The sequence below is a fragment of the Methylobacterium organophilum genome, from assembly GCF_022533465.1.
In the GTDB taxonomy this organism is placed as follows: domain Bacteria; phylum Pseudomonadota; class Alphaproteobacteria; order Rhizobiales; family Beijerinckiaceae; genus Methylobacterium; species Methylobacterium organophilum.
Map to the genome: position 1 here is coordinate 4,140,563 of NZ_CP092848.1, position 22,702 is coordinate 4,163,264.

The 22,702-nt window shown below is 72.7% G+C and carries 17 protein-coding genes and 1 pseudogene; 7 read left to right on the forward strand and 11 right to left on the reverse strand.

The window, feature by feature from the left end:
• Nucleotides 1–170 precede the first annotated feature (170 nt).
• Together MMB17_RS19555 and MMB17_RS19560 are read right to left on the reverse strand one after the other, a co-directional pair.
• Nucleotides 171–938, reverse strand: coding sequence for a GNAT family N-acetyltransferase (locus MMB17_RS19555; RefSeq protein ID WP_241099974.1), 768 nt, complete (start codon nt 936–938; stop codon nt 171–173).
• A gap of 38 nt (nt 939–976) precedes the next feature.
• Nucleotides 977–3,826 (reverse strand): amino acid adenylation domain-containing protein, encoded by a 2,850-nt coding sequence (locus tag MMB17_RS19560; RefSeq protein ID WP_241099975.1) that lies wholly within the window; start codon nt 3,824–3,826, stop codon nt 977–979.
• 165 nt (nt 3,827–3,991) lie between these two features.
• Here MMB17_RS19560 and MMB17_RS19565 point away from each other — a divergent pair, with 165 nt between their 5' ends.
• Genes MMB17_RS19565 through MMB17_RS19575 form a run of 3 tightly spaced genes read left to right on the forward strand, consistent with a single transcriptional unit; the run spans nt 3,992 to nt 7,736 of the window.
• On the forward strand, nt 3,992–4,966 hold the full coding sequence (locus MMB17_RS19565; protein ID WP_241099976.1) for a GNAT family N-acetyltransferase: 975 nt from the start codon (nt 3,992–3,994) through the stop codon (nt 4,964–4,966).
• 23 nt (nt 4,967–4,989) lie between these two features.
• Entirely contained in the window at nt 4,990–6,315 is a 1,326-nt protein-coding gene (locus MMB17_RS19570; RefSeq protein ID WP_241099977.1) for a lysine N(6)-hydroxylase/L-ornithine N(5)-oxygenase family protein, read from the forward strand.
• Nucleotides 6,312–7,736 carry an MATE family efflux transporter gene (locus tag MMB17_RS19575; RefSeq protein WP_241099978.1) on the forward strand — a complete coding sequence of 475 codons (1,425 nt, stop codon included), beginning with the start codon at nt 6,312–6,314 and terminating at the stop codon, nt 7,734–7,736. The genes MMB17_RS19570 and MMB17_RS19575 overlap by 4 nt, the downstream gene beginning before the upstream one ends.
• Nucleotides 7,737–7,763: 27 nt before the next feature.
• Here MMB17_RS19575 and MMB17_RS19580 read toward each other — a convergent pair.
• The 4 genes and pseudogenes from MMB17_RS19580 to MMB17_RS19595 all read right to left on the reverse strand — a co-directional run.
• Nucleotides 7,764–8,249, reverse strand: a pseudogene (locus MMB17_RS19580) (sigma factor); the annotation flags it as partial.
• A gap of 238 nt (nt 8,250–8,487) precedes the next feature.
• Nucleotides 8,488–9,849, reverse strand: a complete 1,362-nt coding sequence (locus MMB17_RS19585) for an NTP/NDP exchange transporter (protein ID WP_241099979.1) — start codon at nt 9,847–9,849, stop codon at nt 8,488–8,490.
• On the reverse strand, nt 9,846–10,589 hold the full coding sequence (locus MMB17_RS19590; RefSeq protein ID WP_241099980.1) for an NADPH-dependent F420 reductase: 744 nt from the start codon (nt 10,587–10,589) through the stop codon (nt 9,846–9,848). Before MMB17_RS19590 ends, MMB17_RS19585 begins: the two co-directional genes overlap by 4 nt.
• Complete coding sequence (locus tag MMB17_RS19595; RefSeq protein ID WP_241099981.1) at nt 10,579–11,496, reverse strand: aldo/keto reductase; 918 nt, start codon at nt 11,494–11,496, stop codon at nt 10,579–10,581. Before MMB17_RS19595 ends, MMB17_RS19590 begins: the two co-directional genes overlap by 11 nt.
• Before the next feature lie 143 nt (nt 11,497–11,639).
• Here MMB17_RS19595 and MMB17_RS19600 point away from each other — a divergent pair, with 143 nt between their 5' ends.
• The 3 genes from MMB17_RS19600 to MMB17_RS19610 all read left to right on the forward strand — a co-directional run bounded on the left by MMB17_RS19600 (nt 11,640) and on the right by MMB17_RS19610 (nt 15,039).
• Nucleotides 11,640–12,557 carry a class I SAM-dependent methyltransferase gene (locus MMB17_RS19600; protein ID WP_241099982.1) on the forward strand — a complete coding sequence of 306 codons (918 nt, stop codon included), beginning with the start codon at nt 11,640–11,642 and terminating at the stop codon, nt 12,555–12,557.
• Nucleotides 12,554–14,728 (forward strand): glycosyltransferase family 2 protein, encoded by a 2,175-nt coding sequence (locus MMB17_RS19605; RefSeq protein ID WP_241099983.1) that lies wholly within the window; start codon nt 12,554–12,556, stop codon nt 14,726–14,728. The genes MMB17_RS19600 and MMB17_RS19605 overlap by 4 nt, the downstream gene beginning before the upstream one ends.
• A gap of 134 nt (nt 14,729–14,862) precedes the next feature.
• Entirely contained in the window at nt 14,863–15,039 is a 177-nt protein-coding gene (locus MMB17_RS19610; protein WP_238311350.1) for a hypothetical protein, read from the forward strand.
• A 15-nt stretch (nt 15,040–15,054) separates the two neighbouring features.
• On the opposite strand, the gene MMB17_RS19615 is transcribed toward MMB17_RS19610, so the two are convergent.
• The 4 genes from MMB17_RS19615 to MMB17_RS19630 all read right to left on the reverse strand — a co-directional run bounded on the left by MMB17_RS19615 (nt 15,055) and on the right by MMB17_RS19630 (nt 20,523).
• On the reverse strand, nt 15,055–16,446 hold the full coding sequence (locus tag MMB17_RS19615; protein ID WP_241099984.1) for a TolC family outer membrane protein: 1,392 nt from the start codon (nt 16,444–16,446) through the stop codon (nt 15,055–15,057).
• 163 nt (nt 16,447–16,609) lie between these two features.
• Nucleotides 16,610–18,142 carry a flavin-containing monooxygenase gene (locus MMB17_RS19620; RefSeq protein WP_241099985.1) on the reverse strand — a complete coding sequence of 511 codons (1,533 nt, stop codon included), beginning with the start codon at nt 18,140–18,142 and terminating at the stop codon, nt 16,610–16,612.
• Nucleotides 18,139–19,077, reverse strand: coding sequence for an alpha/beta hydrolase (locus MMB17_RS19625; RefSeq protein WP_238311495.1), 939 nt, complete (start codon nt 19,075–19,077; stop codon nt 18,139–18,141). The genes MMB17_RS19620 and MMB17_RS19625 overlap by 4 nt, the downstream gene beginning before the upstream one ends.
• A 12-nt stretch (nt 19,078–19,089) precedes the next feature.
• Nucleotides 19,090–20,523 (reverse strand): protein adenylyltransferase SelO, encoded by a 1,434-nt coding sequence (locus MMB17_RS19630; protein WP_241102242.1) that lies wholly within the window; start codon nt 20,521–20,523, stop codon nt 19,090–19,092.
• Between the two features lie 501 nt (nt 20,524–21,024).
• Here MMB17_RS19630 and MMB17_RS19635 point away from each other — a divergent pair.
• On the forward strand, nt 21,025–22,062 hold the full coding sequence (locus tag MMB17_RS19635; protein ID WP_238311347.1) for a methyl-accepting chemotaxis protein: 1,038 nt from the start codon (nt 21,025–21,027) through the stop codon (nt 22,060–22,062).
• A 135-nt stretch (nt 22,063–22,197) separates the two neighbouring features.
• Here the strand turns inward: MMB17_RS19635 and MMB17_RS19640 are convergent, their stop codons facing one another.
• Complete coding sequence (locus tag MMB17_RS19640) at nt 22,198–22,650, reverse strand: DUF2441 domain-containing protein (protein ID WP_241099986.1); 453 nt, start codon at nt 22,648–22,650, stop codon at nt 22,198–22,200.
• Nucleotides 22,651–22,702 lie beyond the last annotated feature (52 nt).

Consider the following 22,702-nt stretch of genomic DNA (forward strand, 5'->3'; position numbering starts at 1 on the left):
GCCGCCGCGCTGCCATGACGCAACGCGGTAGCAGATTCTTCAAGGCTGCGCGCCTGCGTGGAACGACGCGGCGCCACCGCGTCGCTGCGGGCTCCGCGACATCTGTTCTTCACGCTCCGCGGGGGAGGGGGCTGCGTGCGGGCGCCTCCGGCCGCGCCCGCCGGGACCGTTCATTCCTCCGGCAGGCAGACCAGCACCGGCGCGTAGGCGGGTTCGAACCCGGCCCTGGCATAGAGGCGCTCGACCGGGCCGTCGGCCGGGCATTGCAGGAAGACCGCGCGGGCGCCCTCCGCCGCGGCATGGCCGATCGCGGCGGCGGTGACCGCGCTGCCGAGGCCCCGGCCCTGGAGATCGGCCCGGCAGGAGACGTTGTAGAGGCCGGCGAGATCCTCCTGCAGGTAGAGGCTGGCGCAGGCCGCGGGCGCCCCCTCGTGATGCACCACGATGTGGTGGGCGGCGATGGCCTCGGGGGAAGCGGCCTCGGCGAGGGAGGGGAGGTAGTAGCGGGCGAGGTGCTCGCGCACGAAGGGCTCGTCCGAGAGGGCGCCGAACACCGCGACGAAATCCTCCGGCGGCACCGGATCGGCATGCGGCTCCACGACCACCGCCTCCAGGGCCGCGCAGGCGGGCGGCTCGGCGGCCGGGCGCAGCATCCAGCGGGCGGGATAGGTCGCCTCCGGCCTGCACAGGGCGAGCAGCCCCGCCTGCTCCTCCTCCCGCGCCAGCACTGCCGGGGCGCGGCCCAGAGCCTGGGCCTGGGCCCGCGCCCAGTCGAGCTGGGCGGGGCTGCGGATGCCGTAGGCGAAATTCAGGGTCGGGTCGGGGATCGCCCGGGAGAAGACGTAGCCCGCCCCGTCCGGCCCCTCCGCGCAGCCGTCGAGATAGGTGCCGGTGAGCATCACGACATGCGCGTCGCGCAGGGTCTCGAAGGCAGTCATCGGGCTCCTTTCGATCCAGGTTCGGGACGGCCGGGCGCTCAGGCCGCCGGCCGCCGGGTCTCCCGCGCCGCCGCCAGCCAATGCCCGAAGCGGGCGTGGAAGGCCGGCGACAGGACGATGTCGAGATGGTCGGTCTCGGGGATGGTCTCGTCGGAGAGCAGGTTCGGGGTGAGGCGCGACCAGTCGAGGATCGGCAGGCCCTCCGCCACCGAGCGGCTCGCCCGGAACACCCGCACCGGCACCCGGCTCGGGCCGAGCCGCAGGGCCCGGAACTGCAGGGCGTGGTCGACGAGCGTCCAGAGGATGCGCTCGCGGCTGCCGACCTCCGGGCCGTCCGCGGCCAGGGGCTGCGGCTCGGCCGCCAGGAAGCGCAGGAACTGCCCCCGTGCCTCCGCATCCATGCGCGGGAACAGGGCCTCCCAGTCGGCCCGCATCGCGGAGCGGGACAGCCATTCCGCCAGCATCGCCTCGTGCGCCGCCCGCTCCTCCGCCCCGAGGGGCCGGCCGGCGCCGACCGCGAAATTCGCCTCCAGCCCGCAGGCATCGAGCATGCCGACGAAGGGGAGGGGGAAGCCCTCGCCGAGCGCCCGGGCGGTCTCGTAGGCGAGCACCCCGCCCCAGGACCAGCCGAGGAAGATGCAAGGCCGCCCCTCGGCCCGCCGGCGCACCGCCGCCGCATAGGCGCGGGCGAGATCGGCCACCGCCGGCAGGGGGCGCACCGCCTCCGTCAGCGAGGCGCAGAGGAAGCCGAGGGCCGGCTGTTCGGCGCCGAGATGGGCCACCAGCGGCTCGTATTCCCGGGTGCTCACCAGCAGGCCCGGGAACAGGACGAGGAGCGGCGCCGCGCTGTCGCCGCCGCGGCTCAGCTCCACCACCGGCGCGAGGGCATCGCCCCCGGTCTCGCCGCGTCCCGCCTCGATCCGTTCGGCGAGCGCGGCGATGGTCGGGTTGCGCAGGAGGTCGGCGACGCCGATGCCGCCCTGGGGCGCGATCAGGCGCAGCCGTGCCACCAGCCGCAGGGCCGAGAGGGAATCGCCGCCGCATTCGAAGAAGGGCCGGTCGGCCGCCTTCACCGGATAGCCGAGGATCTCCGACCAGATCCGGGCGAGCCGGGTCTCGGTCGGCCCCTCGGGCGCCCGGGCCGGGGCCTCGTCCGCGGCCGGATCGGGCAGGGCCCGGCGATCGACCTTGCCGTTGGTGGTCACGGGCAGGCGGTCGAGCACCACGAGCCGCGCCGGCACCATGACATCCGGCAGCGCCCGGCCGAGGGCCGCCCGCAGCCGGCCCGCCTCCGGCCTCCGGCCCCGGGCGGGGGTGACGTAGCCCGCGAGATAGGGGCCCGCCGGCCCCTCCCGCTTCACCACCACCGCCTCGGCCACGGTGTCGAGGGCGCGCAGGGCCGCCTCGACCTCGCCGAGCTCGATCCGGTGGCCGCGGATCTTCACCTGGTCGTCGGCCCGGCCGGCATAGGCGAGGGCCCCGTCCGGGCGCAGCCGCACCAGGTCGCCGGTGCGGTACATGCGGCCCCCCGCCGGGTCGAAGGGATCGGGCAGGAAGCGCTCGGCGGTCTGGCCCGGCCGGCCGAGATAGCCCCGCGCCAGGCCGCCGGCGATGTAGAGCTCACCGGTCTCGCCCGCGGGCACCGGCGCCAGGTCCGGCCCGAGCACGTAGGTCCGTCGCGCGCCGACCGCGGAGCCGATCGGGGCGTAGGGCTCGGGGAAGGCGGTGCCCGGCGCCACCTTCCAGATCAGGGGCGAGATCACGCATTCGGTCGGCCCGTAGCCGTTGATCAGCAGGCGCGGCTTCAGGGCGCGGCCGACCTTGGCGAAGACCGCCTGCGACATCGCCTCGCCGCCGAAGGAATAGACCTCGACCGGGGGCGCCTCGCCGAGGGTGTCGGCCCATTCGGCGAGCTGGCCGACATAGCTCGTCGGGAAGCCCGCATGGGTGACCCGGTGGCGGCGGATCACGGCGAGCGTCTCGGCCGCCGTCCAGAGCTCGGGACCGCGCAGGACGATCGCCCCGCCCAGGGCCAGGGGCGTCATCCAGCGCTCATGCGCCCCGTCGAAGGCGAAGGAGAGGAAGTGCAGTTCCCGCGAGGCCTCGCCCATCTCGTAGGCCGCGCCGGTGGTGAAGCAGTGCATGGCGAGCGGCCCGTGCTCGACGAGCACGCCCTTGGGCCGCCCGGTCGAGCCCGAGGTGAAGATGACATAGGCCGGGTCCTCCGGGCCGATGGCCGGCTCGGCACCCGGCGGCGCGTCGCAGGCGGCCGGGTCGAGCGCCGCGGCGCCTGCCGGCAGGTCCAGCCGCGCGGCGAGCGCGGCCGGGGCGAGGACGTGGCGCACGCCCGCATCCTCCAGCATCAGCCGGATCCGCTCCGGGGGCGCGGCCGGGTCGAGGGGCAGGAAGGCGGCGCCCGCGCGCAGCACCCCGAGGAAGGCGGCGACCGCCTCCGGCCCCCGCTCCAGGGCGACGGCGACGATGTGGCCGCGGCCGATGCCGCGGGCCATGAGCCCGGCGGCGAGGCGGCCGGCCCGCGCGTCGAGGCCGCCGCGGGTGAGGGTCTCCCCGCCGAACAGGATCGCCGGATGCTCCGGCGCCGCGCGGGCGAGGCGGGCCAGCGTGGCGGGGATGCTCTCGTCCACGCCCTCGGGCCAGGCCGCGGGACGGGGCGGGGAGGGGACCGGACCGGCCTTCTCCGGGGCGTCGAGCCAGGCTTTGGCCGCGGCCAGGGGGAGGGGGCCGTGCAGGAAGTCCCAGCCCTTCGGCAGGGCCCGTTCCGCCGGCCACAGCGCCCGGTGGCCCCGTGCGTCCTGCACCACGATCAGCGGGCCGGCGCTCCAGTCGGCGGATTCGGAAACGGGGTCGGGGATCGCGGTCTGGGTCATCCCTGACAAGACGGATGAGGGCGGGGCCGGTTCACGAGCCGCGCCCGCCCAACGCCTCCGCTCGATTTCGCCGCGGCCCGTGAACCGGCCCGCGGCTCATCCGTCATGGAAGGACCGGGGCGCGGAAAGCCCGGGACTTCACGGGATGAGACGGGAGCGTTCGACGTGCGGGAGGAAAACACGGTGCGCCTGAGCGTGACGGGCGAGGCGAAGGAGCCCGTCCTGCGCCTCGAGGCCGCCTCGCATGCGGGCGCGGCGGCCGAGGCGCTGCTGCGCAGGGCGGAGGCGCTGACGGCGGAGGATGCGGGGGTCACGCGCATCCTGGTCGAGCCCGGCCCCTGCCCGGAGGCGGCGGCGCGGCTCGTCGCCGAGGGCGCCGCCCGGCGGGCGGACGGGCGCGTCGAGATCCTGCCGGGCCTGCTCTGGCAGGTGGCGCAGGGCTGGCTGCCGCAGGCGCGCCCGCCCTTCCCCGAGCTTCCCACGATCAGCCACGGCCGGCGCCATCCCCTGCGGCCCGAGGCGCCGGAGGGCCTCCTCTACCGCCGGGAGATCCCCTGGCTCGGGCAGTCGCTCAGCTTCCGCACCCTGACCGAGCCCGGCGACGTCGCCCTGTTCTCCCGCTGGATGAACGACGACCGCGTGGCCGCGATCTGGGACGAGCGCGGCGATCTCGACCGGCACCGCGCCTATCTCGAGGGCCTGCAGGCCGATCCGCACATGCTGCCCCTGTTCGGCTGCCTCGACGACAAGCCCTTCGCCTATTTCGAGCTGTACTGGGCCAAGGAGAACCGCCTCGGCCCGCTCTACGCGGCGGCGGATTACGACCGCGGCTGGCATGTCGCGGTGGGGGAGGAGGGCGTGCGCGGCCGGCGCTACGTCTCCGCCTGGCTGCCCTCGCTGATGCATTTCCTCTTCCTCGACGATCCCCGCACCCGGCGGATCGTCGGCGAGCCCCGGGCCGACCACGCCCAGCAGATCCGCAACCTGCACGGCTCCGGCTTCTCCACCGTCGCCACGGTCGACTTCCCGCACAAGCGGGCCGCCCTGGTGATGCTGACCCGCGACCACTTCTTCCGCGACCGGCTCTGGGTGCCGGGCGCCGCCGCGGCCGACGCGACCCCGCGCCCCGCCGCCGTCTGACCTCACGCCTTCAGAGAGCACCCATGACGCCTCCCTCGACCACCGACATCCTCGGGATCGGCTTCGGCCCGGCCAATCTCTCCCTGGCGATCGCGCTCGCGGACGCGGCCCGCGCCCGGGGCGAGCGCCCCTCCATGCTGTTCCTGGAGCGCCAGGCCGCATTCGGCTGGCACCGGGGCATGATGCTGCCCGGGGCCGACATGCAGATCAGCTTCGTGAAGGATCTCGTGACCCTGCGCGACCCGACGAGCCCGTTCAGCTTCATCAACTACCTGCACGAGAAGGGCCGGCTGAACGCCTTCCTCAACCTGAAGACCTTCAACCCCTCCCGGGTCGAGTACAACGACTACCTCGCCTGGGCCGCCGCCCACTTCACCGAGCACGCCGCCTATGGCGAGCGGGTCGAGGCGGTGGAGCCCGAGACCCGGGACGGGCGCCTCGTGGCGATCGGCGTCCTGGCCCGCGATTCCGCGGGCGAACTGCGCCAGCGCCGCTGCCGCCACCTCGTCCTGGCGGCCGGCGGCGAGCCGGTGGTCCCGGCGCCCTTCGCCGGCCTGTCCGATCCCCGGGTGATCCATTCCTCGGGCTACCTGCCGGGCATCGCCGCGGCCCTGGGCGACCCGCGGGCGCGGACGGCGCCGCCGCGCATCCTGGTGATCGGCGCCGGCCAGAGCGCCGTCGAGGTCGCGGTCGATGCGGGCAGCCGCTACGCGGAGGCCAGGGTCGATCTCGCCATCCGCGGCCCCGCCCTCAAGCCCGCCGACGACAGCCCCTTCGTCAACGAGATCTTCGATCCGGAGAGCGTCGATCTCGTCCACGACGCCCCGGAGGCGATGCGGGCCGATCTCCTGGCGAGCTACCGCGCCACCAACTACGCGGTGGTCGATTCCGACCTGATCCAGAGCTTCTACGCCACGCTCTACGAGGAGCGCGTCGCGGGCGAGGCCCGCAACCGGCTCCTGCGCAACACGGTGGCCGAGGCCGTCGCCGCCGGCCCCGGGGGCCTGCGCGTGACCCTGCGCGACCGCCTCGCCGGCACGGTCGACACGGCGGAGTACGACCTGATCGTGCTCGCCACCGGCTATGCCCGGGCGACGCTGCCCGCCCTGCTCGACGGCCTGCGCCCCTTCCTCGCCGGCGAGACCGTCGACCGGCATTACCGCCTGCCCCTGGAGCGGGCCGATCCGCGGGTCACGGTGCATCTCCAGGGCTTCGCCGAGGCGAGCCACGGCCTCACCGAGACCCTGCTCTCGATCCTGCCCGTGCGCGCCGCCGCCATCGCCCGGACCATCCTCGACGCCGAGGCCGAGGCCCGCGCCGCCAACCGCCCGGCCCTGCGGGCGTCGTGAGCGCCCCCGTTCGCGCGCCCCTCGATCTCGGGCGGGCGCCGGTGGTCCCGTTGATCCTGCGCCTGTCCGGGCCGGCGATCCTCGGCATCTCCGCCCATTCCCTGCAGATGCTGGCCAATGCCTGGTTCGTGGCCGATCTCGGCGCCGCGGCCATCGCCACGATCGGCATCGCCTATCCGGTGACGCTGCTCGTGGCCGCGCTCGGCTATGGCGGCGGGATCGGTGCCGCCTCGATCCTGTCCCGGGCGCTGGGGCGCGGCGACCGGCGCGGCGTCGAGGAGGCGGCCTCCCTCGGCTTCTGGCTGGTGCTGCCCCCGGGTGCCCTGCTCGCCGGGCTGATCGCCCTCGACGCGCCGTTCTGGCTGCGGCTGCTCGGCGCCGACGACTCCCTCGCCGCCGCCGCCGCGCCCTATACCGCGCTCGCGACCCTCGGCACCGGCCTGATGCTGGTGATGATCGTCGGCGGCTTCGTCGTGCGGGCGCAGGGCCTCGCCCGCTTCTCCGGCGCGGTCATGGTCGGGGCCTTCGGCCTCAACATCGCCCTCGACGCCCTGCTGATCCGGGGCCTGCATCTCGGCACGGTCGGGGCGGGCTGGGCGACCCTGCTCGCGCAGGGCGCGGCCGCCCTCGCCTTCGTCTGGCATTTCCGGACGGCGCGTCCGCCGGACCGCATCGCCTTCCGGGCACCCTGGCGGATGGGGCAAGCGGGCCGGGCTCACGCGGGCGAGCTCCTGCGCATCGGCGCCCCGGTCACCGCCTCGAGCCTGCTCGCGGCCTTCGCCATGGCGTTGTTCGTGCGCGCGGGCGCCGCCTATGGCGAGGCCGCGGTGGCGGCCCTCGGCCTCGGCCTGCGCCTCGTCATGGTCGCGGCCCTGCCCCTGCTCGGGGTCATGGCCGGGGCCCAGGCCGTGCTCGGCTTCGCCCACGGGGCGGGGCAGGGCCGGCGGCGGGACGCGGCTTTGGCCTTCGTCACCGGGAGCGCGCTCGCCTACGGCCTCGTCGTCGGCGCCCTGATGATCGTGTTCGCGGAGCCGCTGGTCGGGCTGGTGGCGCAGGATGCGGCGACGATCGCGGCCGGGGCGCGCACGCTCTGCGCCTTCGCCCTCGCCTTCATGCCGGTGGGGCTGCAGCTCTCCGCCGCCACCCTGTTCCAGGCGATCGGCGCGCCGCGGCGGGCCGCGGCGGTCTCGCTCTCCGCCCAGGGCCTCGCCCTGATCCCGCCGCTCCTGGTGCTACCGCAGCTCTACGGCTTCGACGGCGTGCTGGGCAGCCGGCTGGCGGCGGAATTCCTCGCCGACGGGCTCGGGGCCCTGCTCCTCCTCGGCTTCCTGCGCGGATCCCGCCAGGGGGCAGCCCCCCTCCAGCGCCGCGAGGCAGCCGAGATGGCCGCGCCGCACCAGGCCGCATACGAGGGCGCGTGACACGCCGAGCCGGGCGGCGATGTCCTTCTGCGGCACGCCGTGCAGCCGGTGCAGGCAGAAGACCGTGCGCACCGGCTCCGGCAGCCCGTCGAGGGCGGCCTCGGCGAGGCGCAGGCGCTGCCGGTCCGAGGCGACCGCCTCCGGGGTGAGGCCGCCCGCAGCCTCCCCCGCCCCGTCGAGATCGGTGAAGACCCGCGCCTCGAAGCGCAGGCGGCGCGCCCGGTCGATGGCGAGGTTGCGCACCATGCCGGCGACATAGGCCTCGGGCTTGCCCGGGATCGCCCCCCGGCCCCGGTGGGGCGGCTCGGCGACGAGGCGCAGGAACACGTCCTGCACCACGTCCTCGGCGAGGGCCGGGCAGCCGGTGAGGCGGCGGGCCAGCGCCAGATAGACCGGCTTGCGGGCGGCGAGCGCGGCCAGGCCCCAGGGACCGGGGGCCGCCCCGTCGTCGGTCCGGCCGGAACCGGCACGGCCGGCCGCGTCGTGCGAGATCGTTGGCATGGGCCTCGGCATGGTCTCGACCCCCGAAAGAGCGGGGGCGCATCGCGGCGGCCGGCGCGCGCGAGGGCACGACGGGGCATGCGCGACGATGCTTCGTCGAGCGGCAAACCAGCACAGTCACGCCGAAGTATCAACCGATCTTTTATACAACTTGTTGTTTTTAATTGTTATAACTTTGCCTTTATTGAGGATAAACTTCCCTAGAACACGGGGATATCGAGACATTCGCTCCTGGAAGATCGCCCTCAATTCATGCGCGCCCCGGTTCGGCCACGCGCGCCCGGCCCTCGGGCACGTCCTCTCCTGCCGCCTGCGACCCTTCGTCCTGCGCCGCCAGCGCCTCCGCCCGCCGCTCCTGGGCCCGCCCGAGCCAGAGGCTGTTGACGAGCCAGGCCGCCGAGAGCGGCACCGCCAGGAGCGCGGCGGCCGATCCGGTCAGGCCGAGGGCGCCGATGGCCCAGGTCGACCAGGCGCCGATCTGGTCGCCGGTGCGGTAGACCACGGTGTCGATGAAGCTCTTGGCCTTGTAGCGGTCCTCCCGCGGCACCACGGTGAACAGCACCTCGCGGATCGGCCGGCTGATGGCGAAGTTGCCGGCGCGGCGCAGCACCTGGAAGGCGACGATCACGGTGATGGTCGGGGCGTAGGCGAGGGCCGCGAAGCCGGCGATGCTCGCCGCCGGCAGGAGCGCCAGGGTCGGGCCGACGCCGATCGCTTGCGTGATCCGCCCGGTGAGGAAGAGCTGCACGCCCAGGGTCAGCAGGTTCACCGCGAGGTCGACGCTGGCGAAGAAGGCGGTCTGGGCGGCGCGGTCGGGAAAGCTGCGCTTCGCGATCCCCGCCTGCTCGAAATACAGCACCGTCGAGGTGATCGAGAACAGGAGCAGGAACAGCGCGATGTTGAGCAGGTAGGGCGAGCGGACCGTGCGGGTGATGCCGGCGAAGGGACTGCCGCCGATGGCCCGGGCCTGCTCGGAGGCCGGCACCGCACGGAGCGCGTCGGAGAGGCGGGCGAGGCCGCGCATGGCAAAGACCGCCGCCTCGAGCAGCAGCGCGGCGGCCACGAGGAGCCAGGCGGTCGGCACGTCCCGGGCGAGCACGGCGGTGAAGGCGGAGCCGGTGATGGCCCCGAGGGTCGCCCCGGCAGCGATGAAGCCGAACAGCCGCTTGCCCTGCTCGGTCGAGAAGATGTCGACGACGGTCGCCCAGAAGATCGAGACGACGAACAGGTTGAACACCGACAGCCAGACGAAGAACACCCGTCCGACCCAGATCTCCGCCTCCCCCCGGACCTGGGAGACGGCCAGGGCGAAGCCGAGGATGTTCAGGGCGAAGAACCGGTAGGTGAGGGGCACGAAGCGCGCCCGCGGCAGGTGCTTCACCAGCCAGCCGAAGGGCAGGTTCAGGGCGAGCATGCTGAGGAGCGTCGCCAGGAACAGCCAGGGCAGGTTCTCGAGCCCGCCCGCCACGCCCATCTGGTCGCGGATCGGGCGCAGCACGTAATAGGCGGCGAGCAGCGCGAAGATATAGGCCCAGGACCAGGCCAGGGCCTGCCCCTCTCCGGGCCGGATGTCGACGAGCCGGCGCAGGAGGGGGGCGGGGGCCGCGCTCAAGGCTTCAGCCCGAGCTTGGCCTTCAGCTCCGGCGCGGGCAGGTCGTGGCCGAAGCCCGGCGAGCCCATGGCGAAGGTGTCCGCCTCCTTCAGGGGGCCGACCACGACGGGGTCGAAGCCGGCATCGGCGACGAGGATCCTGGCGACCGCCACGGCCTCGTCGTCGCCGGCGATCGGCACCGCCATGCGCGGGGCCGGGCGGTTCGCCTGGGCCACGAAGATCTTGTAGTTGATCGCGTTGAAGGCGCGGGCGATCCGCGCCCCGGGCAGGTACTTGCGCGACGCCGCGGCGATGCCCTCGGCCGCCACCTCCTCGTAGACCGCCCCGTCCCGCCCCTGGGTGGCGTTGCCGGCATCGATCACGATCTTGTCCTTGAGGGCGGCGGCATGCTCCTTCGCGAAGGCCGGATAGGCGCTGTAGGGGATCGCCAGGAACACCGCGTCGGAGAAGGCGAAGGCGTCGGCCGGCGTGCCGGCCCTGGCCTTCGGCCCCAGGCTCTCGACGAGACCCTTCAGCTCCTCCGGGTGGCGGGAGGCGACGAGCACCTCGTAGCCGGCCTTGCTCCAGAGCGCGGCGAAGGTGCTCCCGATATGGCCGCCGCCGATGATGCCGATCCGCTTGGTCCCGTTCTCCGCGAAGGCCCGGCCGGCGAGCGGCAGGGCGAGGACGCCGGCGAACAGGCCGGCGAAAAGACCGGCGAGCACGGCGCGGCGATGGGGCGGCGGAACGTTAAGCGGCATCGATGAGCTCCTCCATCTTCCGGCGCTCGCCGGCATCGGGCAGGCGCCCCCGCGCGGCGCCGAGATTGTCCTCGACGTAGGCCACCTTGGCCATTCCGGGAATGGGGCAGGTCACGGCCTCGTGGGCCAGGACGTATTTCAGGAAGAATTGCGGCCAGCTCGCACAGAAGGGCCGGGCCCAGTCGGGCAGGGGCTTCCCCTTGACGGCGTTGAGGAGCCGGTCGCGGCCGAAGGGCACGTTGACCATCACCGCCATGCCCCGGTCGGCGGCGAGCGGCAGGATGCGCTCGGCCGCCTTGCGGTTGTCGAGGGCGTAGTTGACCTGCACGACGTCCAGGGCGGCCTCGCGCATCACCGCCTCGAGGTCGGGGAACTGGTCGTCCCGCCAGACCGTGACGCCGAGATAGCGGATCCGGCCCTGCCCCTTCAGATCGCGCAGGAGGGCGAGGTTGCCCTTCGTGTCGACGAGGTTGTGCACGGCGATCAGGTCGATCCGGTTCGTGCGCAGGCGCCGGAACGAGCGCTCGATCTGGGCGAGCGCCGCCTCCCGGCCGCTCTCGGAGACCTTGCTCGCCAGGAAGATGTTCGGGCGCAGGTCGCTCCCGGACAGGATCAGGCCGAGCACGTCCTCGGCGGTGCCGTAGCTCGGCGCGGTGTCGATCACCCGGCCGCCGAGGGCCGCGAAGCGCTCCACCGCCGCCTGCAGGGGCGCGACCTGCTCGGGCACCGGCGGCACCTCGTAGCGGCGCGAGGTGCCGATGCCCATCGCCGGCAGGCTCTCGCCCGAGGAGGGGATCCTTCGCGCGAGCAGGGCCGGCTCCGCCGCGGCGGCCCGTGCGAGGGGCGGGGCGAGGGGCCCCAGCGCGGCAGCGGCGATCAGCGAACGGCGGGACAGGGACGACGGCATGGCGCGCTCCTTCCGGGCGGACGGGGACTACATGGGGCGCGCAACGGCCCTGTCGGGGGGCCAAAGGACGCAGGGAGATCCCGGCCCGAGTTGATCCCCGCCCGCCCCGCGGCTAGACCCGCGCCCTCTCCTCGAGGCCCCGGATGCGTTTCGCGATCGACACCTTCGCCATTCTCCGCGGATGCGTCGTCGTGACCGGCTGGACCGACGGCGCGCTGCCGCGCCTGCTGATCGGCGGCAAGGCGGCCAAGACCTGCGCGTCCCGGGCGCCGCGGGAGGACCTCGTCCCGCATTTCGGGCCGCGGGCGCGCGACTGGGGCTTCCGCATCGCCGCCGTCACGGCCGAGGTGATCGTGCCGGATTCCGCCCTCGCCCTGGTCTGGCCGGACGGGCGCCGCACCGGCCCGCGGGACACCGCCTCGATGCCGCCGGGCCGGCCGCTGATGAGCGCGCTGTTCGAGCGCTTCCGCGCGCATGTGGCGGAGGCGCCGGGCCCTCTCCTGGAGATCGGCTCGCGGGCGCGCAGCGGCCATTCCTACCGGTCCAACTTCCCGGACGGGCTGCCCTATACCGGCCTCGACGTGAAGGCGGGGCCGAATGTCGACGTGGTGGGCGACGCGCACCATCTCTCCCGCCACCTGCCCCCCGGGACGGCGGGGCCGTTCGACTACGTCTTCTCGGTCTCGGTGTTCGAGCACCTGCTCCTGCCCTGGAAGGTGGCCCTGGAGATGAACGCGGTGATGCGGGAGGGCGGCCTCGCCTATATCCAGTCGCACCCGATGTGGCCCCTGCACGAGGAGCCCTGGGACTTCTGGCGCTTTTCCGAGAACGGCTGGCGCGGGCTGTTCAACGCCCATACCGGCTTCACCCTGCTCGGCGCCGGCTACGACCTGCCGGCCATGGCCGTGCCGGTGGCCGCCGCCGGGGGGCCGCTCGCGGGGCTCGATTACGGCCAGGCCTTCCTCGCCTCCGCCTGCCTCGTGCAGAAGACGGGCGCGCCCCAGGTCGCCTGGGAGGCGGAGGCCGGCGCCATCGCCGATCTCGCCTACGCCCACGAATGAGCGCGCCTGCCGCCACCGCGACGCTGCTCCGCCGCGGGCAGGCGCCGCGCCTGCTGCCCCTCGCCGGCAGCGGCACCCGCCGCCTCGTCGACCTCGAAGGGGAGGGCCTCGGCCTCCGCTTCGTCACCGTGAGCTTCCGCGATGCCACCAGCGCCGCCTTCAGCCGGGTGACCCTGAGCGCCGGCCTGAAACAGGCGGCCTACAAGCCCCAGCTGACGCTCTCGGCGGATGGCAGCGGCCGCTTCAGCTGGACCGGGATCCTGCCCGAGGCCGTGTGCCACCTCGAGCTCGCGCCGACCTTCGACGACGTTCTGCCGCCGCTGACCGAGATCCGCATCGCCGAGCCGCATCCCGCGCGCCTGATCGGCACGGCGCTCGCCCGCCGGCCGCGGCTCGCGGCGGAGGGGGCCTGGTGGTGGCTGCTGAAGCGGCGGCTGCGGGCGAAGTACCGGATCGAATCCGCGATCAAGCCGAAGGCGCTCGCCGGCTACGACGACTGGATCGCCCGCTTCGACACGCTCACCCAGGCCGACCGCGACCGGATGCGCGCGGCGCTCGCGGGCTGGGCCGCGCCGCCGACGATCTCGGTGCTGATGCCGGTCTACAACCCGGACCCGGCGGTGCTGGAGAAGGCGATCGCCTCCGTGCGCGGCCAGATCTACCCGCATTGGGAGCTCTGCATCGCCGACGACGCCTCCGACCGGCCGGGCATCGCCCGCCTCCTGGAGAAGGCCGCCGCCACCGAGCCCCGGATCCGGCTGGTGCGCCGGTCCGAGAACGGCCACATCGCCCGGGCCTCGAACGACGCCCTGGCGCTCGCCACGGGCACGTTCTGCGCCCTGATGGACCATGACGACCTCCTGCCCGAGCACGCCCTCCACGAGGTCGCCGCCGCGCTGGTGGCCGATCCCGGCCTCGATCTCGTCTACACGGACGAGGACAAGGTCGATGCCCGGGACAAGCGCTTCGAGCCGCATTTCAAGCCGGACTGGAACCCGGAGCTCCTGCTCGCCCAGAACTACATCAACCATCTGACCGTGCTGCGCACCGAGCGGATCCGCCGGGCCGGGGGCTTCCGCCCCGGCTTCGAGGGCAGCCAGGACCACGACCTGCTCCTGCGCATCGGCGACGACCTGCCCGCCGCCCGCGTCCACCACATCCCGAAGGTGCTCTATCACTGGCGCACCGCCATCGGCTCGGGCACCTATTCGGACAAGGCGCTCGCCGTGGCCGAGGCCGCGCGGCTGCGGGCGCTGGAGGAGACCATCGCCCGGAGGGGCTGGCCGCACCGGGCCGAGCGCGGCGGCCAGGGCTTCAACCGGCTGGTGCGCGCCCTGCCCGACCCCGCCCCCCTGGTCTCCGTGGTGATCCCGACCCGGGACCGGGCGGAACTGCTCGGCGTCGTCCTCGACGGGCTGCTCACCAAGACCGACTACCCGGCCCTCGAGGCGGTGATCGTCGACAACGACAGCCGCGAGCCCGAGACCCGGGCGCTGTTCGACCGCTACCGCGACGACGCGCGGGTGCGGGTGGTGGAGAGCCCCGGGCCGTTCAACTTCTCGAAGCTCTCGAACGCGGGGGCGGCCGCCGCAAGCGGCTCCATCCTGCTCTTCCTCAACAACGACATCGAGGTGGTGGAGCCCGGCTGGCTCACCGAGCTCGTCTCGATCGCCGCGGAGCCGGAGGTCGGCGCCGTCGGCGCCAAGCTGTTCTATCCGGACTGGACGCTGCAGCATGGCGGCGTGGTGCTGGGCGCCGGCGGCATCGCGGGCCATTCCCATCTCGGCATCGTGCGGGAGGATCCCGGCTACTTCGCCCGGATGGTGGTGGCGCAGGAGGTCTCGGCGGTGACCGGCGCCTGCCTCGCCATGCGCCGGGACGTGTTCGAGGCGGTCGGCGGCTTCGATGCGGCGCGGCTCGCCGTGGCCTTCAACGACATCGATCTCTGCCTGCGGGTGGGCCAGGCCGGCTACCGGGTGATCTGGACCCCGCACGCGGTGCTGATCCACCACGAATCGAAGAGCCGCGGCTTCGAGGACACGCCCGAGAAGCGCGCCCGCTTCGAGGGGGAGACCCGGACCATGGTCGAGCGCTGGGAGAAGCGCCTGTCCCGCGACCCGTTCTACAACCCGAATCTCAGCCGGGCGAAGGCGAACTTCAAGCTGATCTGAGGGGAGGGGGCGCGGGCGCCCTCCGTAGAACGCCCCGTCGGAATCGGAAGAACAAGCGACGGTGGTGTCATCGACAGGGCGGGACGCCTGTGGTTTGGTAACGGAAGTGTAAACATCAGGCCACCGGAGCCCCGATGCCGGTCGAGGACGACCCCCTCTGGTACGATCGCGCGGAGGCGCCCGAGCCGCACGGCCCGATCCTGCGCCTCGGCTTCGGCGCGATCCTCGCCCTCATGGACCTCGCCGCCTTCCTGAAGGCGAAGGCGCGGATGCTCAGGGCCGGCGTGGCGGCCGCCTTCCGCGACGCCTGAGCCCGGGCCGCCCGCTCATCGTCCGTCGGGTGTGCGCAATCCGAACCAGAGATCCTTGACCTGGTCGTAATGCTCCTTGGCGCTGTAGGCGGCCACGGGCAGCGCGGTGAAGCGCACGGTGAGGCGTCCGACGGCCTGGACGACGTCGTAGGAATTCACGACGCGGTCGCGCTGGGCCAGGATCAGGTTGACCCGGGCGTTGAGCAGTTCCTGCTGGGCGTTGAGCACGTCGAGGGTGGTGCGCTGGCCGACCCGGGCCTCCTCGCGCACGCCGTTGAGGGCGACCTCGTTGGCCTGGACCTGGGCCTGGGAGGCGATGACCTGGGCCTTGGCCGCCTCGAGCCGGCCCCAGGCCTGGACGATGGCCGCGCGCACGGCGTCGCGGTCGCGCTCGGCCAGCAGGCGGGCCTGGCTGACGAGTTCCTTGGCCTGGCGGATCTGGGCGTATTCCTGGCCGCCCTGGTAGAGCGGCACGGTCAGGCGGCCGACGATGGAGGCGGTGACGCCGTTGTCGCCGGGCAGGGTCTGGTCGTAGCGCTGCTGGACGTTGCCCTGGATGCCGAATTGCGGGGCGAGCGCGCCTTCGAGCACCTTGACCTGCAATTCGGCGGCATCGACCGCGTGCAGGTCGGCCAGGATCTGGGGATGCTCGCGCAGGCCGATGGTGACGGCGGTGTCGAGGCTGGCGGGCACGTAGCGGTCGAGGGGGCGTCCGGGGGCGAGCTGGCGCGGCTCGACGCCGATGGCCTGGCGGTAGACGCCGATGGAGGAGCGCAGGTTGGACTCGGCGGCGCTGACCTGGGAGCGGGCGCCGGCGAGGCGGGCCTCGGCCTGGGCGACGTCGGTGCGGGTGACCTCGCCGACGTTGAAGCGGTCGCGGGTCTGGCGCAGCTGCTCCTCGAGCACCTCGACGTTGTTGCGCTGGAGCTCGAGGGTGGCGGTGTCGCGCAGGACGTTCATGTAGGCCTGGGCGGCGCCGAACAGCGTCTGCATCTCGCTGAGCCGCAGGGTCTCGCGGGCGCCGAGCACGCCCGATTCCGCCCGGCGGGTCTGGTTGTCGGTCCGGAAGCCGTTGAACAGGATCTGGTTGACGGTCAGCCCCGCCCCGCCCGGGCGGGTGACCCGCTGGTCGACCGTCGCCCTCTGGATCGTCCCCGACAGGGTTTCGAGGCCGATATCGGCGGTGATGCTGGCGGTGGGTCGGTAGCCCGACTGGGCGATGGCGACGTTCTCGTCGGTCGAGCGCACATTGGCGCGCTGCGCGTTCAGCGTCGGATTGGCCGCGTAGGCGCGCGACAGGGCGCTTTCCAGAGTCTCCGCCCGGATCGGGCCGGACGGCACGGAAAGCAGCGGAAGGATGGCGATCAGACGCCATGCCGTGCGAACGTGTCTCGATCCAGATGGCATTGAGAAATCATGAAGGATGGCGATTAATTAATCGTCTCCTTCACCATGTCGGGCTCAGGAAGTCATCCTTAGCAGAAGTTTTTCTAAGTATTCGTTAGCCCGTACAGGTTGTATTTCCATGCAGGTCCGCCGGCCGGGGAGGGGCCCGGCGCCGGGGCGCCCGTCACGAGGCGGACCGATCCGCCCCGTTCGTCTCGGCCGGCGCGGGAGCCTGGGAAGCCTGGGGACGCGTGTCGTAGTCGCGCAGCCGCAGCCGGGCGGCGGCGCGGCGATAGGCCCCCACGGTGCCGGGCCAGAGGGCGCGGTTGCGCCCCGCCGCGTCGAGATACCAGCTGCCGCAGCCGCCCCGCAGCCAGATGCTGTCGCGCATCCTGGCATCGACCGCCTGCCGGAAGCGCGCCTGGGCGTCCGGGCGCACGTCGAGCGCCGCCCGGGGATGGCGGCGCAGGTGGCGCAGGGCGCCGAGCACGTGGTCGAGCTGCGCCTCCATCATCAGGAGCACCGAGTTGTGGGCGAGGCCGGTATTGGGGCCGAGCAGCAGGAACAGGTTCGGGAAGCCGTGCACGGCGAGCCCCTGGAAGGCGTCGCGCCCCCCGGACCAGGCCTCCGTCAGGCTGCGCCCGCCGCGGCCGGTCACGGCGATGCGCGCGACGCTGCCCGCGACCTCGAAGCCGGTGGCGAGGATCAGCACGTCGAGCTGGTGCTCGACGTCGTCGGCCGCGAGGACGCCGCCGGGCCGTACCTCCCGGATCGGCGCCTGGACCACCAGGGCGCCGCTGCGCGCCAGCGCCGGGTAGTAGTCGTCGGAGAGCAGCACCCGCTTGCAGCCGAGGCGGAAATCCGGCGTCAGCTTGGCCCGCAGGCGCGCATCCGAGACCGCGCGCTGCAGGTGGCGGCGCCCGAGCGTCTCCGCGAGGGCCGTCAGGCGGGAGAGGCGGGTGAAGCCGAGGAGGGCAGGGGCCTCCTGCCGCCCGTACAGGGCGAGCCGGTAGAGCCGCCGCAGGATCGGCAGGCGCGCATAGAGCGCCCGCTCCCAGCCCGCGAGCGCCCGGTCCCACCGGGGCAGGATCCAGGGCGCCGAGCGCTGGAACAGGACGAGGTGCCCGACCCGGTCGGCGATCTCCGGCACGAACTGAACGGCGCTCGCCCCCGTGCCGATCACCCCCACGCGCTTGCCGTCGAGCGGCACGCCGTGGTCCCAGCGGGCGGAGTGGAAGGCGGCGCCCGCGAAGCGGTCGAGGCCGGGGAGGGCGGGCAGGGCGGGCTCGTGCAGGCCGCCGACCGCCAGGACGAGGGCGCGGGCCGTCAGGGTGCCGTGCGGCGTCTCCACCCGCCAGCGCCCCGCCGCCTCGTCCCAGCGGCAGGCGCCGACCGGGGTGGAGAGGCGCAGGCGGTCGCCGAGGCCATGGGCGGCGACGAGGCCCTCGAGATAGGCCGCGATCTCCGGCTGGCGCGGATAGAGCCGGCTCCAATCGGCCTTGGGGGCGAAGGAGAGGGCGTAGAGATGCGAGGGGATGTCGCTCGCCGCCCCCGGATAGGTGTTGTCCCGCCAGGTGCCGCCGACCGCTCCCGCCTTCTCCAGGATCAGGAAGTTGCGCAACCCGGCCCGCTCGGCCCGGATCGCCAGGGCGAGGCCGGAAAAGCCCGCCCCCACGATCAACAGGTCCAGAGGATCGTCGGGGCCGGGCATGCTCATGCCGGCATCGCTTCGTCCAGGGCGGCCCTGCGCGCAAGATGCCGGTGCAGGAAATCGGCGGCCTCGGCCAGCGACAGCCGCGCCTCCGGCAGCGCGTCCCCGGCGATCTGCCAGGCATGGGGCACCACCGGCCAGAGTCTCAGGGTCACGGCGGTCCCCGCCGCCCGCGCCTTGTCGGCGAAGCGCACGGAATCGTCGCGCAGCATCTCCCGCTCGCCCGCATGGATCAGCAGCGGCGGCAGGCCGGCGAGATCCCCCTCGATCGGGGAGATGCGGGGATCGCCCGGATCGGCCCCGGCGAGATAGACCGGCGCCAGCCGCATCAGCGCCTCCGGCTTGAACATCGCGTCCCAGGCCGCGTTCCGGCGCAGGGACGGGCTGCGGCCGAGGAGATCCGTCACCGGGCAGAACAGGGCGGCGGCCGCCGGCGGCGGCAGGCCGCGGCGGCGCGCCTCCAGCAGGGTGGCGAGGGCCAGGTTGCCGCCGGCGGAATCCCCCGCGATCGCCGCCGGCCCCCGCGCCGACAGGGCGGCCCAGGCCGCGACCACGTCCTCGAGTCCCGCCGGGAAGGGATGTTCGGGGGCGAGCCGGTAATCCGGCACGAAGACCCGAAAGCCCGCCCGGGCGAAGGCGCCGGTGATCGGGCGGTGGGTCTTCGGCGAGCAGGCGATGAAGCCGCCGCCATGGCAATAGAGCAGGGCAGGGGCCGTCTCTCCGGCCGTCTCTTCCCCCTCCCCCGCCTGCGCGACCGCCCATTCCCCCGGCACGCCCCCGAGGGCGCCCGGGGTGAAGGCCACGCCGCGCGGGTCCGGCCGTCCCCGGCGGTCGAGGGAGGCCCGGATTTTTTGGACATCGAAGACCTGCCCGAGCCGCCGGCGCACGGCCAGCCGCAGCACGGCGTCGAAGAGATGCGCCCGCAGGCTCCCCCGGAACAGGCTCACGGGCGGTCAGGCCGGCTCGAGCCGCGTGCCGTAGGCCTGCCCCATCCGGGCGATGGCGGCGAGCTTGGCCTCCAGGGCCGACCAGTCGTCCCGCTCGGCGATCGGCGCCCACAGGGCCTCGACCTCGTCGATCAGCAGGGTGCAGGGCGCGGGATCGGCGAAATAGGGATGGTCGAGATTCGCGTCCGCCGCGGGCCGCATCGCCTGCAGGGCGGCGTGGACCGGCCGGAACGCGTCGCGGGCGTAGAAGGGCGCGGCCGGGCTCGCCGCGGCGCGGGCCTCGCTGGCGAGGCCCCCGCGCCAGTCGAAGAAGACGCGCTCGAAGGGCGCCCGGGTCTTTTCGAGGAAGCTCCAGAGGCTGCCCACCAGCCGGTGGACCGCCGCCTCGCCCTCCCCCTCCCGGGGGACGATCCCGAGCCGGAACAGGATCGCCTCGGCGAAGCCCTGCTGCAGGGCCGGCCCGAAGCCCTTCAGCGCCGCCTCCAGCCTGTCCTGGGGCACGAGGGGGATCAGGCATTCGGCGAGCCGGCTCAGGTTCCAGAACAGCGCCTCGGGCTGCCGGCCGAAGCTGTAGAGGCCGAACTGGTCGAAATAGGCCGCCGTGAAGGCGGGGTCGTTCTCCGGCGCGAAGCGCCAGGGCCCGTAATCGAAGCTCTCGCCGGTGACGTTGATGTTGTCGGTGTTGAGCACGCCGTGGACGAAGCCCGCGGCCATCCATTGCGCGCCCATGCGGGCGACCCGGGCCGTCAGCGCCGTGAAGAAGGCGCGCGCGCGCTCCGCGGGATCGGCCTCTTGGATATCGGGATAGTAGGTCGCCACCACGTAGTCGACGAGGCGGGCGATGTTGTGCGGCTCGTCGAGGAAGAGGAAGCGCTGGAAGGTGCCGATGCGCAGATGCGCGTGGGAGAGCCGCACCAGCACCGCGGAGCGGGTGGGGGAGGGCTCGTCGCCCCGCTCCAGCGCCTCGCCGGTCTCGATCAGGCTGAAGCTCTTGGAGGTCTCGACGCCCAACGCCTCCAGCAGGGCCGTGGCGAGCACCTCGCGCACGCCGCCCTTCAGGGTCAGCCGCCCGTCGGCGGTGCGCGACCAAGGCGTCCGGCCGCTGCCCTTGGTGCCGAGATCGAGGAGCCGCCCGTCCCGGAGGTCGTGGAGCTGCGCGAACAGGAAGCCGCGCCCGTCGCCGAGATCCGGGTTGTAGGAGCGGAACTGGTGGCCGTGATAGCGCAGGGCCAGGGGCTTCTCGAAGCTGCCGGGCAAGGGCTCGAACCGCGCGAAATGCGCGATCCACGCCGCCTCGCTCAGGCCGTCGAGCCCGACCCGCTGCGCCCAGTCCTGGTTGCGGTAGCGCAGGATCGCCTGCGGGAAATCGGCCGGCGCGACCACGTCGTAGAAGTCGGGCCCGAGATCGGCATGGCGGCGGGAGGTCTTCGGGGAGGGCAGGGGCGGGCTCCACGGGGCGCGGGTGAGGGGAGGGAGGTCGTGCAGGGCGCGCCTTCCGTCAACCCAGGCGGAGGCGCCCGGGATGCATCGGACGTTGCGGAGCCCCTGCCCCGGATCGGCCGCTGTCGCGGCACAGTCCGTCACGCCGGACGGAAACCAAGCTCAAGGCCGACATCGCATACGTTCGACGCGCACAGGCAGCGTCGTGCATACGTATACATGATTTCCCTGCATATCAGCCCAAGAACGGTCGATGATGCGATCGATCACGAATCGTTTGGCAGCCTGAAAACAGGCACTTTCAGCTTGCCCGATACGCAGTCCGAGGGACATATCCGGCGGACTGCCCAGCGACTGGGCAGGAACCTCAGCAAAACCGGCACGAGCACCGCTGGTTTTGCTCGAAGCAACATTTGGTTAACTTTACACAATCACTTTCCGCGTGGAAATAATCGATCTCGCCGCGACGCGATCCGGAGAATTCTAGACTTGCACAACACAATGACCAATTCAACACTCTCCGAAGTTGTCGAGACCTCCGCGCACGCTCTGAAATCCAGCGCCGCATCGGATCTGGGATCGATTCAATCCATCACCCGGCGCATGAAGTTCCTGGCGCTGAACGCCCTGATCGAGGCCTCCCATGCGGGCGAGAAGGGGGCGGGGTTCTCCGTGGTGGCGCAGGAAGTCCGGGCCGTGGCGGGGGAGGTCGAGCATCTCGCCAGCACGCTCGGCGACAACATCAGCAACGGCGTGGACGACCTGACGAAGGCGGTCGACAGGCTCACGGACGAGGCGCAGGCGACGCGCTACGTCGACCTCGCCCTGAATGCGGTCGAGCTGATCGACCGCAATCTCTACGAGCGCACCTGCGACGTCCGCTGGTGGGCGACGGATTCCGCCGTGGTCTCCTGCGCCGCCGACGGCACCCCGGCGGCGGTGGCCTATGCCGAGGAACGCCTCGGCGTGATCCTGTCCGCCTACACCGTCTATCTCGACCTCTGGCTCTGCGACCTCCAGGGGCGCGTCGTCGCCCATGGCCGGCCGGAGCGCTATCCCCGGGTCCGGGGCACCTCCGTCCATGGCGAGGCCTGGTTCCGCGAGGCCCTGGCGCTGCGGAACGGCGACGCCTTCGTGGCGGCGGATGTGCGCCGGGAGGCCGCCCTCGACGGCGCGCAGGTCGCCACCTACTGCGCGAGCGTCCGGGAGGACGGCCGCGTCGACGGCCGGCCCCTCGGCGTCCTCGCCATCCATTTCGACTGGCAGCCGCAGGCGCGGGCGATCGTCGAGGGGGTCCGCCTGGGCCTGAGCGAGCGCGAGAGGACCCGGGTGATGCTGCTGGATGCCGGCAACCGGGTGATCGCCTGCTCGCGCGGGCAGGGCGTGCTGAGCGAGGTGTTCCCGCTGCGCACGGGCGGGCAGTCGCATGGCTCCTACCGGGACGAGGCCGGCCGTCTCGTCGCCTTCCACGCGACCCCCGGCTACGAGACCTATCGCGGCCTCGGCTGGCGCGGGGTCATCGTCCGGGAAGCGGATTGACCGGACAGGTCCGGCGGTTCGATAGGCACGCCGCATCGGAGCCTGTGAGAGTTGCCCCCGCCCGCATCGGGCGGGGATCGCTAACATCGCTAACGGTGAAGCATGAGAGCATTTCGGCGGTTCTCACGCCTTCCACTAGTAGGGGATCTCCCGCACAATCTTCATCGGGGTTTGCGAAAGAACCTCGACGCGCTCAATTGCACCCACAACCAAGCTATACTCATAGCCTTGCCAATATCGCCGGGCCATGTCCGCGTCAGGGTTTTCACTTTGCGGTAGGGCGTTCCAGTCTGTGCGATGCTGCGGAGCGCTCGGGTTTAGCAGTTCGACCTCATATAGAATTCCCGTAATATATCGTAATTGATCAGCCATACCGTATACCTTTGCCATCTCCTCGGTATCAAAGAAGTAGGCGGCAGCAAGCCGTGAAGGCTTATCTGGGAATTCGGCTTGTCTAATATCCTCCAAAATTGTCTCGCGCCTATAGAAGCTATGGGCTTTGCCGGCCCTCAAAACAATCCGCCCCCAGTTGCCCGGAAAAATCACAGAACCCGGCGCTAACGGCGTGCTGTTGAAGTGGAAGGGCAAGGTCGGTCCTTCAAAGATGAATGGGGGACAATAGCCCCTGGTCCGCGGTCCG

Bases quoted from the DNA above. Each gene is read 5' to 3' on its own strand.
- MMB17_RS19555 (WP_241099974.1), bottom strand. From the start codon at position 938: ATGACTGCCTTCGAGACCCTGCGCGACGCGCATGTCGTGATGCTCACC.
- MMB17_RS19560 (WP_241099975.1), bottom strand. From the start codon at position 3,826: ATGACCCAGACCGCGATCCCCGACCCCGTTTCCGAATCCGCCGACTGG.
- MMB17_RS19570 (WP_241099977.1), top strand. From the start codon at position 4,990: ATGACGCCTCCCTCGACCACCGACATCCTCGGGATCGGCTTCGGCCCG.
- MMB17_RS19590 (WP_241099980.1), bottom strand. From the start codon at position 10,589: ATGCCGCTTAACGTTCCGCCGCCCCATCGCCGCGCCGTGCTCGCCGGT.
- MMB17_RS19595 (WP_241099981.1), bottom strand. From the start codon at position 11,496: ATGCCGTCGTCCCTGTCCCGCCGTTCGCTGATCGCCGCTGCCGCGCTG.
- MMB17_RS19600 (WP_241099982.1), top strand. From the start codon at position 11,640: ATGCGTTTCGCGATCGACACCTTCGCCATTCTCCGCGGATGCGTCGTC.
- MMB17_RS19605 (WP_241099983.1), top strand. From the start codon at position 12,554: ATGAGCGCGCCTGCCGCCACCGCGACGCTGCTCCGCCGCGGGCAGGCG.
- MMB17_RS19610 (WP_238311350.1), top strand. From the start codon at position 14,863: ATGCCGGTCGAGGACGACCCCCTCTGGTACGATCGCGCGGAGGCGCCC.
- MMB17_RS19615 (WP_241099984.1), bottom strand. From the start codon at position 16,446: ATGCCATCTGGATCGAGACACGTTCGCACGGCATGGCGTCTGATCGCC.
- MMB17_RS19620 (WP_241099985.1), bottom strand. From the start codon at position 18,142: ATGAGCATGCCCGGCCCCGACGATCCTCTGGACCTGTTGATCGTGGGG.
- MMB17_RS19635 (WP_238311347.1), top strand. From the start codon at position 21,025: ATGACCAATTCAACACTCTCCGAAGTTGTCGAGACCTCCGCGCACGCT.